General features: G+C 70.3%; 14 protein-coding genes. 5 read left to right on the forward strand and 9 right to left on the reverse strand.

What is annotated here, in order from left to right:
• Positions 1 to 156: 156 nt before the first annotated feature.
• The gene (locus tag OHT21_RS14585) at positions 157 to 531 is read right to left on the reverse strand and encodes a gas vesicle protein GvpO (RefSeq protein WP_328768717.1); all 375 of its coding nucleotides are present in this window, start codon (positions 529 to 531) and stop codon (positions 157 to 159) included.
• Positions 532 to 685: 154 nt separating this feature from the next.
• The gene (locus OHT21_RS14590; RefSeq protein WP_328768718.1) at positions 686 to 3,835 is read right to left on the reverse strand and encodes an ATP-binding protein; all 3,150 of its coding nucleotides are present in this window, start codon (positions 3,833 to 3,835) and stop codon (positions 686 to 688) included.
• Positions 3,836 to 3,902: 67 nt separating this feature from the next.
• On the opposite strand from OHT21_RS14590, the gene OHT21_RS14595 reads away from it, so the two are divergent.
• Positions 3,903 to 4,655: a VOC family protein gene (locus OHT21_RS14595; RefSeq protein ID WP_328768719.1), complete on the forward strand. Its 753-nt coding sequence runs from the start codon at positions 3,903 to 3,905 to the stop codon at positions 4,653 to 4,655.
• A gap of 118 nt (positions 4,656 to 4,773) precedes the next feature.
• Here OHT21_RS14595 and OHT21_RS14600 read toward each other — a convergent pair whose 3' ends face one another.
• From OHT21_RS14600 to OHT21_RS14620, 5 genes are all read right to left on the reverse strand, one after another.
• A complete protein-coding gene (locus OHT21_RS14600; RefSeq protein WP_328768720.1) occupies positions 4,774 to 5,103 on the reverse strand; it encodes a DUF952 domain-containing protein in 330 nt (109 codons plus the stop codon).
• A gap of 10 nt (positions 5,104 to 5,113) precedes the next feature.
• Positions 5,114 to 6,346 carry an RNA polymerase sigma factor gene (locus OHT21_RS14605; RefSeq protein ID WP_328768722.1) on the reverse strand — a complete coding sequence of 411 codons (1,233 nt, stop codon included), beginning with the start codon at positions 6,344 to 6,346 and terminating at the stop codon, positions 5,114 to 5,116.
• A 13-nt stretch (positions 6,347 to 6,359) separates the two neighbouring features.
• A complete protein-coding gene (locus OHT21_RS14610) occupies positions 6,360 to 6,773 on the reverse strand; it encodes a YciI family protein (RefSeq protein ID WP_328768723.1) in 414 nt (137 codons plus the stop codon).
• 117 nt (positions 6,774 to 6,890) lie between these two features.
• Positions 6,891 to 7,109, reverse strand: coding sequence for a hypothetical protein (locus OHT21_RS14615; protein ID WP_328768724.1), 219 nt, complete (start codon positions 7,107 to 7,109; stop codon positions 6,891 to 6,893).
• Positions 7,110 to 7,163: 54 nt separating this feature from the next.
• Positions 7,164 to 7,757 carry a dihydrofolate reductase family protein gene (locus OHT21_RS14620; protein ID WP_328768725.1) on the reverse strand — a complete coding sequence of 198 codons (594 nt, stop codon included), beginning with the start codon at positions 7,755 to 7,757 and terminating at the stop codon, positions 7,164 to 7,166.
• 118 nt (positions 7,758 to 7,875) lie between these two features.
• Here OHT21_RS14620 and OHT21_RS14625 point away from each other — a divergent pair, with 118 nt between their 5' ends.
• A complete protein-coding gene (locus OHT21_RS14625; protein WP_328768726.1) occupies positions 7,876 to 8,487 on the forward strand; it encodes a TetR/AcrR family transcriptional regulator in 612 nt (203 codons plus the stop codon).
• A 25-nt stretch (positions 8,488 to 8,512) separates the two neighbouring features.
• On the opposite strand, the gene OHT21_RS14630 is transcribed toward OHT21_RS14625, so the two are convergent.
• Entirely contained in the window at positions 8,513 to 9,115 is a 603-nt protein-coding gene (locus tag OHT21_RS14630; RefSeq protein ID WP_328768727.1) for a GNAT family N-acetyltransferase, read from the reverse strand.
• A gap of 243 nt (positions 9,116 to 9,358) precedes the next feature.
• Here OHT21_RS14630 and OHT21_RS14635 point away from each other — a divergent pair, with 243 nt between their 5' ends.
• The 3 genes from OHT21_RS14635 (at position 9,359) to OHT21_RS14645 (ending at position 11,274) form a co-directional block, all read left to right on the forward strand.
• Positions 9,359 to 9,592, forward strand: a complete 234-nt coding sequence (locus OHT21_RS14635; protein ID WP_328768728.1) for a hypothetical protein — start codon at positions 9,359 to 9,361, stop codon at positions 9,590 to 9,592.
• Positions 9,593 to 9,763: 171 nt separating this feature from the next.
• Positions 9,764 to 10,354 (forward strand): N-acetylmuramoyl-L-alanine amidase, encoded by a 591-nt coding sequence (locus OHT21_RS14640; protein ID WP_328768729.1) that lies wholly within the window; start codon positions 9,764 to 9,766, stop codon positions 10,352 to 10,354.
• An 11-nt stretch (positions 10,355 to 10,365) separates the two neighbouring features.
• Entirely contained in the window at positions 10,366 to 11,274 is a 909-nt protein-coding gene (locus tag OHT21_RS14645) for a 1-aminocyclopropane-1-carboxylate deaminase/D-cysteine desulfhydrase (protein WP_328768730.1), read from the forward strand.
• A gap of 48 nt (positions 11,275 to 11,322) precedes the next feature.
• Here OHT21_RS14645 and OHT21_RS14650 read toward each other — a convergent pair whose 3' ends face one another.
• Positions 11,323 to 12,921, reverse strand: coding sequence for a Na+/H+ antiporter (locus tag OHT21_RS14650; RefSeq protein WP_328768731.1), 1,599 nt, complete (start codon positions 12,919 to 12,921; stop codon positions 11,323 to 11,325).
• Between the last annotated feature and the right edge of the window lie 19 nt (positions 12,922 to 12,940).

Here is a 12,940-nt window from a genome sequence, read left to right on the forward strand (position 1 = left end):
GGTCACGGGTTCGGGTTCCCTTCGCTGTGCTCCGCACGGGGCCGTTTCCACTGGTACGTACGGGAGACACAGCGGCCGTGTTCACGGGCGGGACCGAAAACCACTGTCGAAAGCGGAAGTTTGGAGCAGGAGTTGGAGCAGCAGCTGATCGGGAGCTCAACGCTCCCGGTCGAGCTGGCCGCGGGCGTAGCGGCGCACTCGTTCGTAGCCGAGGAGCTGGCCCCGCAGGTCGAGCGTGACGCGGTAGGTGGCCATGACGGTCATGGTGTCGGGGACCCGCACCAGCTCCACGACCTCCACGTCGGCCGTCCAGCCGTCCTGTGTCGGCCGGAGCGCGGAAACGGAATCCGGGGTGGTGCCGAGCAGTTCGGCGAGCTGAACCGCCGCACCGCGCATGGCCTGAGCGGCCGTCACACGGCCGGTACTCCCGGCCGTGTCGTTCGTGGGACCCGTCGGCGTGGCGTTGTTCGCGGCGCGCTTCGTCCTGAGGGCCTTCGGTGCGTCGGGGTCGTCCGACTCGGTGCTTGTCATGCCCCTACCGTGCCAAGTCCCCGGCCCGTGTGGGGAGAGAATCCGCCGAAGATCCTGTGTGAGTCGGCTGACCATCAGCAGCCGCCACGCCGCCGACCTGCGCAAAGGTCCCCCGAGTCTCACCGATCGGCTCGCGGTTTCAACCGCCCCGCCCTCAGAGACCTTGCTCCCGCTCCCGGAGCGCCTCCAGCGCGGCAGCCCGCAACTGCTCCCGCCCCAGGGCGGCATACGTCGACACCGCGTCGTCGTAGGCCGCCTTGTCGGCGTTGCGGGCGGCTTCGCGGGCGCGGGCGGAGGACATGGTCGGCTGGAAGGAACGCAGGAAGCGGCAGCGTTCCGCGAGGGCGATCAGGCGGGCTCCCGAACGGGTGGCGCCCCGGTCGAGATCGACCATCGCGAGGGCCAGCAGAAGCGTGCCGCAGACAGGCAGATCCATGTAGTACGCGGGCAGCGCGGCGGCAGGCTGGGAGAGCATCGCCCTTGTCTTGCACGGGAGTTCACGGACCAGTCCCTCCACGAGATCGAGGCGCCCGTGCTGCGCGTGGGCGGTCACGGTGACGGCTTCGGCCTCCAGCGTCCACGGCTCAAGGCCGGTCGCCTCGCCCCCGAAGAGCGGACCGTCGGCGTTCGCCGAGGGATCGGCGGCACGCCGCCACACTTCGAGACCGGCCTCGGCGTCCCCACGGGCGATCAGGACCTCCGCCCGCAACCCGAGGTCGTACATGCGCACCCCGAACCCCTCGTCCGCCTTGCCCACCGTCTGCTCGAGCCAGTACTCCGCCGCGTCGATGTCCCCGAGCTGGAGAGAGGCGATCACCAGGGCCCAGCGCACCCCGGTGTCGTCGGCATCGGTCCCGAAGAGCTGGTCCTGGAGGCGCAGTGCCGTCAGCAGATGACGCCGCGCCTCCTGGCCCCGTTCGAGCTGGACACACAGTTCGCTGACCCGGGCATGGGCCATGGTCAGCATCCAGGGCGTCCCACGCGGCTCGAACGCCTCCAGCATCCGCCGCGCCGTCCTGAGCGCCCCCTCCGGATCGTCCTCGCGCTCCCGTACGTAGCTCTCGGCGGCGTTGGCGACACCGGCCACCAGCGGCTCGGGGCTGTCGCACAGGGTCGCGAGCGCGGTCGGATCGGGTCCCAGGATCCCGCTCACCACGATCGCCGCGGCGCGCACCAGGGTGTCCGGCGGGGCCGGGGGCAGCCTGCGCAGGACGGTCACCGCGCGCAGCGCGCGAGGGGTCGAGCCCTGGAGCGTCAGCACGTTGGAGGCGAAGAGGGTCGCCAGGGTCCGCGTGACCTCCACGAACTCCGGCTCGGGCCGGAAGTGGGAGAGGGTCCGGCCGGTCTCCTCGATCAACGCGATGGTGCGCTGGTAGCTGGAGTCGATGTTCCAGAGCCCGGCGAGTACGGCTGCGACGCCAACGATCACGGGCCGGTCGTCGCGTACCTGTGCCAGCCGCAGCGCGTGCAGCAGATTGTCCTGCTCGGCGCGGATCCGCTCCAGGTCCGCCACGGATTCGGCGTCGAAGGCCGCGTCGTGGTGCGCCTTCCCGAAGTCCCGGGCCCACGCGAGGAATTGCCCCGTCACCCGCTCGCTCTCCCCCGCCTCCTCCCGCCGCGCGGTGCTGAACTCCCGTACGGTCTCCAGCATCCGGAACCGTACGCCCGCCACGGTCTCCCCGACCTTGAGCAGCGACTGGTCGACGAGATGCTCAAGCACCTCCAACACGTCCTCGTCACCGAGGAGTTGACGGGCGGCGTCCTCGGTGAAGCCGTCGGGGAACACGGACAGGGCCCGCAGCGCGGCCTGTCCGTCCGGTTCGAGGAGATGCCAGCTCCAGTCGACGACGGCGAGCAGTGTGCGGTGCCGCTGCGGCGCGTCGCGCGGGCCGCCGCGCAGCAGGGTGAAGCGGTTCTGGAGGCGGCGCGCGATCTCGTCGACCGCCATGACCCGCGTCCGGGCCGCCGCCAGCTCCACAGCGAGCGGCAGCCCGTCGAGATGGCGGCACAGTTCCTCGACCGTGCCGACGGGCAGTTCGACGCCGGGCCGGGCCGCCCGGGCCCGCTGCCCGAACAGCTCGACGGTCGTCGGCAGACTCAACTCCGGGAGCAGGTACAGGGATTCGGAGGACAGGCCGAGTGGAGCCCGGCTCGTGGTGAGCACTCGCAGGTCACGGGTCGTGGACACCAGGGCCCGTACGAGTTCGGCGGCGCCGCGTACGACCTGCTCACAGTTGTCGAGGATGAGCAGCGCTGACGGTCCCAGGGCGCCCGCGATGCCGGCGAGGAGGTCGGTGGGCAGCCCGGAGGTACGCACGAACTCACCGGCGCCGAGGGCCGAAGCGACCTCCCCGGCGAGGTCGTCGTCGGCGGTGACGCCGGCGAGCGGCACGAAGTGCACGACCCGCTGCTCCGCCTCGCGGCCGACGGCGTGCGCGAGCCTGGTCTTGCCGAGGCCGCCGGGACCGATGACCGAGACGACCCTCGAGGACCGCAGCAGGCCGGCCACGGCGGCGATGTCGTCGTCCCGGCCGAGCAGCGGGTTCGGCTCGTACGGGATCCCGTGCCGGACCACCGGCGCCTCGCCCCGCAGCAGCTCCTGGTGCAGGGCTCGCAGGGCGGGCCCGGGGTCGGTGCCGAGTTCGTCGCGCAGCCGGCGGCGGTAGGCGTCGTAGCGGGCCAGCGCGGCGGCCGGCCCCACCGTGCCGGCCTCGCAGCGGAGCAGTTCGAGCAGCACCTCCTCGTCCCGCGGCAGCTCGCCCACGAGCCGCGTGAGCACCTCGACGGCCTCCGGGCGGCGGCCGAGCCGGGACAGGGCAAGCGCGCGGGCCCGCGTCAGCGCCGCGTACGCCGGGGCGCGCGCCGCCCGCAGCGCGGACACCGGATCATCGTGTACGTCGCTGTCGCCGGCCGGTGCGCCGTCCCACAGCGCGAGCCCGGCCTCGGCACGCGCGAGCGCCTCCGCGTGCTCGCCCGCCCGGGCGTGCGCGGCGGCCTCGGCGGAGCACAGCAGCACGGCGGAGCTGTCGACCTGCTCCTCGGCCAGGGCGAGCCGATACCCGGTCGGGGTGCTGGCGACGACGCCAGGACCGAGCTGCGATCGCACCCGGGAAACGAGCACCTGAAGCGCCTTGGTCGGGTTCTCCGGCTGCTCCTCCGGCCACAGCCCGTCCACCAGCTGCGCCGTACTGGCCCCCACCCGCAGATCCTCCGCGAGCAGAGCGAGCAGCCCGCGCAGCCGGGGCCCCGTGATCTCCCGGTCGCGATACGAAACCCGCGTCAACAGCGTCAACTCGATGGTCACCGCAGCAGATTAGCCAGCCCCGCCTTATTGGAATGCCGGACGTCCAGCCCCGGCCTACGATCCCCCGATGAGCATCCGCTGGACGTACGCCTTCATCGACCGCCCCGCCGAAACCTACGGCCGGGCCTGCGACTTCTGGACGACGGTCACCGGAACACGCCCGTCCCCACCGCGGGGCGACCAGGACGAGTTCGTAACCCTGCTACCGGAAGAACCGGAAGAAGGAGACGCCTGCGTAAAGGCACAGAGCGTCACCTCGGGCCCCGGAGGCGCACACCTGGACCTGTGCCCCGAGGACGTCCCCGCGCTGGTGGAGTCGGCGCTGCGACTGGGGGCGGAGATGGTCTCCGACAACCCCGGCTGGGCGGTACTCCGCTCCCCCGGCGGCCAGCTGTTCTGCGTGGTCCCCTGGCACGGCGAGTCGGTCCGGCCACCGGCGACCGAGGCCCCCGACGGCTCGACAAGCCGCCTCGACCAGGTATGCATCGACCTGTCCCCACCGGCGTACGACCGTGACGTCACCTTCTGGCCCGCCCTCACCGGCTGGAACGCCCACCCGGGCTCCCGCCCGGAGTTCCACATCGTGGAGTCCCCCGGCCTCCCAGTCCGCCTCCTCCTCCAACGCCTGGACGAGGACCGCCCCACGTCCGCCCACTTGGACCTGTCCTGCTCCGACATGGAGGCGACCCGCACCTGGCACGAGCAACTGGGCGCCACGTTCGTGAACAGCGGCGCGAGGTGGCTGGTGATGCGAGACCCGGCAGGCGGCACGTACTGCTTGACGGCACGGGACCCGGCGACCGGGGGCCTGCCCGCCTGAGCGGCCTTGGTGAAGTCCGGTGCGGTCCGCGCCCCTGAAGGAGGCCGCAGGCCTTTCCTTTAGGGGCGCGGGGAACTGCGCGACCAGCCACAACGAACCCGCAGCTTCAAACCGGTTCTCATAGCGGAGCGCCCGGCTCCACCGCGGTAACCGCCGCCACCGGTATAGCCCCGTAGACGTGCGGAAACTCCTCCCCGCCCGCCTCCGAAGCCTCGTACCTCACCGGCACGCCAAGCCGTTCAGGGTCGATGACCAGCACCACAAGGTCATCAGGGCCTGAATACGACCCGTACAAAAAAGCGGCAACGCGCGGCAACTGTGCACGGGTCGAGCAGTGGATGAAGCCCTCCTCCTGGAGGGTGCGACCACGCGTCGACATCTCGTACGTGCCGGTCGCGCGGGCCGCGTCCCAGAGGGACCGTTCGGTGATGTGCAGAAGCTCGGGCATGAGCGACACGCTAAGCGATGTCCCCGAGCCGGGCCGCACGACCCCGGAGATAGCGCTGCTCGGGCAGGCTCAGGGTCTTGGCGGCAGCCGATTCGTAGACGGCGCGGGCCCCCTCGGGATCCCCGGCGCGTTCCAGGAGGTGGGCGCGAACCGCATCGAGTCGATGCCCCGACGTCAACTCGGGCGCGAGCGCGTCCAGTTCGGCGAGCCCGGCGCGAGGGCCGTGAACCATCGCAACGGCCACGGCCCGGTTGAGCCGTTCGACGGGGCTGGGCACGAGATGGACGAGGACGTCGTAGAGCCCGAGGATCTCAGCCCAGTCGGTACTGTCAGGCGAGTCCGCCTCGTCGTGGACGGCGGCGATCGCGGCCCTCAACTGGTAGGGGCCGGGGCGCCGTTGGGACAGGGCCCACGTCACCAGGGCCACGCCCTCCTCGATCTCCGCCTTGTTCCACAGCCCGCGGTCCTGCTCGTCGAGCGGGATCAGTTCGCCATACGGGCCGGTGCGCGCCGCCCGGCGAGCGTCGGTGAGGAGCATCAGCGCGAGCAGGCCGGTCACCTCGCAGTCACCGGGCAGCAGCCGGTGCACCGTACGGGCCAGCCGGATGGCCTCACCCGCGAGTTCGGCCCGCTGGAGGGAGGCTCCGGACGTGGCCGTGTATCCCTCGTTGAAGATGAGGTACAGGACGTGCAGAACCGCGGGCAGCCGCGCCTCCCAGTTCTCCGGCCGGCCGAAACGCGCGCCCTTCACCTTCTGCTTGGCCCGGCTGATCCGCTGCGCCATCGTTGCCTCGGGCACCAGATGCGCGCGGGCGATCTCGGCAGTCGTCAGACCTCCGACGGCCCGCAGCGTCAGCGCGATCTGGCCGGTCTGCGGCAGATCCGGGTGGCAGCAGAGGAAGAGCAGGGTCAGCGTGTCGTCCTCGGAGGGCGCGCGCGAGGCCCCGGGTGGCGGCGCGGTGAAAGCGTCGCGCGGTGTGAGCGCCGCCGCCCTCTCCTCCCGCAGCCGCCGCGCCTCCTCACTGCGCAACGCATCCGTGAGCCGCCGCGAGGCGACCCTGATCAGCCAGCCCCGCGGATTGTCCGGCACCCCCGATTCGGGCCACTGCCCGGCCGCGGCCAGCAGCGCCTCCTGTACGGCGTCCTCGGCGGCGTCGAAGTGCCCGTACCGGCGTACGAGCGCGCCGAGGACCTGCGGCGCGTGCAGGCGCAGCAGGTCCTCGACCTCGGTCGTACGTCTCAAACGTCTCCCCTGCTCAGCAATCGCCTCCGCCGTCGCCGACCGGCCGGATGACGACGGGGTACACGTTCGCGCCCTCGGGCACGGGGCACGAGATGACGCGCTCGGCGATCTCCGTGACCCGCTCCAGGCTCTCGCACTCCAGGAGCCAGTATCCGGCGATCACTTCCTTGGTCTCGCCGTACGGCCCGTCGGTGATCACGGGCTTGCCGTCCGGGCCCTTGGCGACCAGGCGGGTCTGAGCCGGCTCGGCGAGCCCCTGGGCGTCGATGAACTCGCCGGTCTCGGAGAGATCGTTGTTGATCGCCCCCATGTGCTCGTACATGGCCTGGATGTCTTCCTTGCTCCAGACCGGGGCACCGCCGGTGGGCTTGCCCGCCTGGGTCTCGTAGTCCGCCTGCGTGCCCTGCACCATCACCAGGTACTTCATGAGTCCGCTCCTTCGGCTCGGACCGCCCGTGGTGGGCGGTTCTCACAGGGGACGTCGGAGCCGGCCCGCGCTTCTCTACAGGCTCGCGGAAGTTTTTTCAGGCGGGCGTGATGTGCGTCAGGAGTCCTGCTGCTCGGTCTTCCCGACCGCCGGTCCGGACTCCGTCCTGAGTACGGGCTCCGACTCGGCCTCTTCCCCCTCGTACGCCTCGCACTTGGGGTTCTTGCACGGGCCGGGACGCCACAGGGGCACGAACACGCCCAGGGTCTTGTGCCGGCGCACGACCTGGTCGACAGAGTGGCCGCAAACGGGACAGACGTACTCATCACTGGCCATGCATTCAGGGTATTGCGGTATGGCCCGGGCCGACAGATGAGCGACGTGCCCGGGTTACCGCTTGCGCTGGTACGTCCGGACGAGGACGCCGTTCTTGAAGCTGCGCACCGTGTCGAACGTGAACTCGGTGAGCGCGAAGGCGGAGCCGAACATCGGCATTCCGGAGCCGAGGACCAGCGGATACGTCTTGATGACGAGCTCGTCCACCTCATCGATCAGCTCGCCCGCGATCTTCGAACCTCCGCAGAGGTAGATGCCGAACTCACTGTCCTCCTGCTTGAGTTCGCGGACCTTGCCGACGACGTCGTCCGAGATGATCTCGACGTTCGGGTCGGGCGACTCCTTGAGGGTGCGCGAGGCGACGTACTCCCTCATATGGGCGTACGGGCTGGTGACATCGATCGCCAGGGCCAGATCGTAGCTGGCCCGGCCCTGGATGACCGTGTCGAACTTCTTGTTCTCCCGGTGGTCGATACCGAGCGCACGGCGGACGTGGGTCGGCAGGGCCTCCGGGTACTCGTTCCAGAACCACTCGATGTACTCGTCGTACTCGTCGTCGACGATTCGCGTGAAGAACTCCGCCTCGCCGCTCGGGTCGCCGATGAAGCCGTCGATCGAGCAGGCGATGAAGTAGGTGAGCTTTCGCAAGTTGGTCTCTTTCCGTAGGGTGACTGCCGTGAGCTGAACCACTCCATTCATAGTGCTTCACTTGTAGTGGTTGCAAGGGATTTCCGGCACGGGAGTCAACTGGGAGAGAGGATTCCGCATGGTCAGGAACCCGGAGCGCAGAGCCGCCCTGGTCGACGCCGGTGTGGAGGTACTGGCGCGCGAGGGGGCACGCGGGCTGACGTTCCGCGCGGTGGACGCCGAGGCCGGGGTGCCGGTGGGCACCGCCTCGAACTACTTCAGCAGCCGCGACGACCTGCTGCGCCAGATCGACGTACGGCTGCACGAGCGGCTCGCGCCGGATCCGGAGGTCCTGGCCGAGCTGATGAAGGCGCCGAAGGACCGCGCGTTGGTCACGGCGTTCATGCACGACCTCATGGCGCGGGCGCAACGGGACCGTACGGGATATCTGGCGCTCATGGAGATGCGCCTGGAGTCCACGCGGCGCCCGGAGCTGAGGGCCTCATTCACGAAGACGGTCCGTGCGGACCTCGAGTACGCCATGGACTTCCACCGCGACGCCGGGCTCCCCGGCGGCGACGAGACCGTGACCGTGCTGTACCTCGCCATGCTCGGCCTGCTCCTGGAGCACCTGACCCTGCCGGGGGTACTGGAGGGCGTACTCCCCGGAGTGAGCGTGCCGGACGGCCTGGTGGAGCGGATCGCCGCGACGATCGTGCCGGAGTCCGGGGCCGGGGCCGGACAGCGTTGAGGGTGGGCGTGCCGGGCGCGTTCCGTCAGGAGCGCGAGGCCGGCTCGCGCCACATCGGCCACATGGGCGGACCGTCCGGCAGGTCGAGCGTGCTGCCCATGAAGGTGAAGCCGAGGCGTTCGTACAGGGCGCGGCTGCGGGCGCTGCTCGCCTCCAGGTACGCGGGCAGGTGCTCGCGGTCGCAGCGGTCGAGTACGTGCTGGATGAGCGCCGTACCGAGGCCCTCGCCCTGACGCTCCGGAGCCACGCCGATCATCCACAGGTACTCGTGGGCCGTGCCCACCGGGTGTATCCCGGCCGTCAGCCGGGCGATCTGCTCGATCCGCTCATTGCCCGGATCGACTGCCTCACGCATCTGCGCGGGCCCGTCCTCGTCGTCGTCCTCGTGGGCCTCCGCGGGCATCGGCAGCCACAGCGCGCAGGCCGAACCGTCCTCGGTGACATCCACATAGCCCTCGTCCAGCACGATGCCGAGGAAGGCCCCCATCAGCAGGTGGTGCGTACGGCGACGGTCGTCCGCGTCGGGGAAGACCCAGCTGCTCACCGGGTCGTTCTGAAAAGCGTCGTCCAGAAGCCGCGTAACGGCCTCCCGATCGCCTTCCCCGGCTCTGCGAATCGCCACGCCCATGCCCCGTACCTCCAGCTCAACTGCCCGTCGCCACCTATCCGTTGCAGCCTATGCGAACCGCATCCACATCCTCACTCGGGTGGCCCGCTCGAAATGGGCAGGATTGGATCTTCGATTGAGGGGCACACCGTAGGGCTGTCGGCCGGGGCCTTCGCCGACCGGGTTCACGGACATTTCCGGGCGGGAACACCAAGATCGGGCCGGGCGTTGAACCGGTGACGGACGAGCGACGAGGAGACAGCAATGGCAGGCTTCCTGGACCGCGCCAAGGAACAAGCACAGCGCGGCATCACACAGGGCAAGCACAAGCTCGACGAAGTGCAGGCGCAGCGGGCGGGCGGCGATCTGCTCAAGAGTCTCGGCGCGGCCTACTACGCCGAGCGGCATGGCACGGGCTCTCCCGACGCGACGCAGCGCGCTCTCCAGGCCCTGGAGAGCCACATCGCGACGCATGGCGACGGAGTACTGCGCTCCTGACGCGAACCGCCCGTACCGCCGGCCGTGGACGGTCGAATAGCGGTCAAGCTGACCGATTCGGCTCGCACGCTGTGCGAACAAGTGGTCCCCGGTGGGGAGTTCCGGGTAAAAGCGGCGGTACGAGGCGGTCGCGATGGGTGGCCGTCGCGCCCCCCATGTAAGGAGGCGGTCATGGCCTCACCCATGTCCGCGGGCAGATTCCGGCAGCGACTGCGGGACGAAGGGTGCACCGTCGTCGAAGTAGGCGACTGGGAGCATCACAATCGCAATCACAAGGGTCCTTGGGGCCCGGTCCATGGCGTGATGATCCACCACACGGTGACCCGGGGCAGCAAGCGGACGGTCGAGATCTGCCGCGACGGCTACAGCGGACTGCCGGGACCGCTGTGCCACGGCGTCATCACCAAGGACGGCCGAGTCCACCTCGTCGGCTACGGCCGCGCCAACCACGCGGGGCTCGGCGACGACGACGTACTGCGCGCCGTCATCGCCGAGCGGAGCCTCCCGAGGGACAACGAGGCGAACACCGACGGCAACCGCCACTTCTACGGCTTCGAGTGCGAGAACCTCGGCGACGGCGAGGACCCGTGGCCGGCGGCCCAGTTGGAGGCGATCGAGCGGGCCGCGGCGGCGGTCTGCCGCCACCACGGCTGGAACGAACGCTCGGTGATCGGCCACCTCGAATGGCAGCCGGGCAAGGTCGACCCCCGCGGCTTCACCATGTCCTCCATGCGCGCGCGCATCCGAGACCGCCTGAACTGACGAGCACCCCAGTGACCCCCGAAGCGCTCGACCTCGGCATCCTGCGGCCGCGACTGCCGTCGCCGCTCCAGGCCGTCGTGGACGAGCGCTTCGCGCGTCACGGCATACGGCTGTTCCTCAAGCGGGACGACCTGATCCACCCGGACCTGGTGGGCAACAAGTGGCGCAAACTGGCCCCCAACCTGCGCGCAGCCGCGGGCCGTGCGGTCCTCACCTTCGGCGGCGCGTACTCGAACCACCTGCGCGCCACGGCCGCCGCGGGCCGCCTCCTGGGCCTGCCCACCATCGGCGTGATACGCGGCCAGGAGCTGGCCGAACGCCCCCTGAACCCCTCCCTCGCCCGCTGCGCCGCCGACGGCATGAGGCTGCACTTCATCGACAGGTCGACTTACCGCCACAAGACCGAGCCGGCAACACTGGCCACCATCCTCAGCGAGGCGGGCGCCGAAGACGCGTACGTGGTCCCCGAGGGCGGCAGCAACTCCCTTGCCGTACGCGGCTGTCGCACCCTCGGCGAGGAGCTGCACGGCCAGGCCGACGTCGTCGCCCTGGCCTGCGGCACGGGCGGCACCCTCGCCGGGCTGGCCGCGGGACTGGGCCCCGGTCAGCGCACCCTGGGCATCCCCGTCCTCAAGGGCGGCTTCCTCGACGCGGAGATACGCACCCTCCAGCACCGCGCCTTCGGCGGTCCGCGCGGCGACTGGTCCCTCGACGACCGCTTCCACTGCGGCGGTTACTCCCGCACCACCCCCGAACTCGACGCCTTCGCCGCCGACTTCGAACAGCGCCATGGCCTGCCCGTCGAGCGCCTCTATGTCGCGAAGATGCTGTACGGACTGCTGACCCTCACGGAGGAAGGCGCCTTCCCGCCCGGCACGACCGTCGCAGCCGTGATCACGGGCGCACCCTTCACCCCGTAACCGCCCTTCACCCCGCAACCGGCCATCCCCCCGTAGTCGGCCATCACCTCAGGTCGCCGACTCCCGATAGGCAGCCGCCTCCTCCAGATCTAGCCGCCGCAGCAACGTCCGCAGCATCTCGTCGTCGATATAGCGACCGTCGCGCAGCTTCACGAACACCTCCCGCTCGGCGCCGATCATCTCGCGCGACAGACGGCGATACGTGTCGTCCACAGACTCCCCGGTCACCGGGTTCACCGAGCCGAGCCGCTCCCACACGGCGTTGCGGCGCCGCTCCAGGACCGAGCGGAGGCGCTCGGCGAGCGGGGGCGGCAGAGCGTTGCGCTCGTCCTCGAGGAGTGCGTCCAGGCGCTGCTCGGCGACCCGGGAGGCCTGCGCCTGGGCGTTCGCCTCCGCGAGCGTCTCCGCCTGTGCGTCACGTCCGGGCAGCTTCAGCCACTTGATCAGCGGGGGCAGCGTCAGCCCCTGCACGACCAGCGTCCCGATGACCGTCGTGAAGGTCAGGAAGAGGATGAGATTCCGGCCTGGGAAATCCTCGCCGCCGTGCATGGTCAGCGGGATCGAGAACGCGATGGCGAGCGAGACGACACCCCGCATGCCGGCCCAGCCGACGATGAAGGGCCCCTTCCAGGTGGGGTCCTCCTCCCGCTCCCGGATCCGCCGGAACAGCATGCGCGGCAGGAACGTCGCGGGATACACCCATACGAAGCGGGCCGCGACGACCACCAGGAAGAGGGCCACCGCGTACCAGACGGCGCGGATGCCCTCGTACTCCCCGAGCCCCTGCAGAACGATCGGCAGTTGCAGACCGATCAACGCGAAGACCGCCGACTCCAGGATGAACGCGACCATCTTCCACACCGCCTCCTCCTGGAGCCGAGTGGCGAAATCGACCTGCCAGGAGCGATGCCCGAGATAGAGGGCGACGACGACAACGGCGAGCACTCCGGAGGCGTGCACCTGTTCGGCGACCGCATACGCGAAGAAAGGGATCAACAAGGAGAGCGTGTTTTGCAGCAGCGCCTCCTTGAGATGCGTACGCAGCCAGTGGATCGGCACCATCAACAGGAGCCCGATCCCGACCCCGCCGAGCGCCGCGAGAAGGAACTCGCCGATCCCGCCCGCCCAGGACGCGCCCTCCCCGACGGCGGCGGCGAGCGCCACCTTGAAGGCGGTGATCGCGGTCGCGTCGTTCACCAGGGACTCACCCTGCAGGATCGTGGTGAGCCGCGAGGGCAGCCCGACCCGGCGGGCGACGGCCGTCGCCGCCACCGCGTCCGGCGGCGCCACCACCGCGCCGAGCACCAGGGCCGCGGTGAGCGGCAGGTCGGGCACGATCAGATACGCGGCCCAGCCGACGACGAGCGTCGCGAACAGCACGTAGCCCACCGACAGCAGCGCCACGGGCCGTATGTGCGCCCGCAGATCGAGATACGAGCTGTCGGTCGCCGCCGTGTACAGCAGCGGGGGAAGCAGCAGCGGCAGCACCACTTCGGGGTCGAGTTCGTACTCGGGCACCCAGGGGACGTACGAGACGGCCAGGCCCATCGTGACGAGCAGCAGGGGCGGCGGGACCGGGGTGCGGCGGGCCACACCGGCCACCGCGGCACAGCCCGCGATCAGCAGCAACAGAGGCATCACATGCATCGGTTTCGGCCTGCCTTCG

Source organism: Streptomyces sp. NBC_00286 (genome assembly GCF_036173125.1).
Classification (GTDB): Bacteria; Actinomycetota; Actinomycetes; order Streptomycetales; family Streptomycetaceae; genus Streptomyces.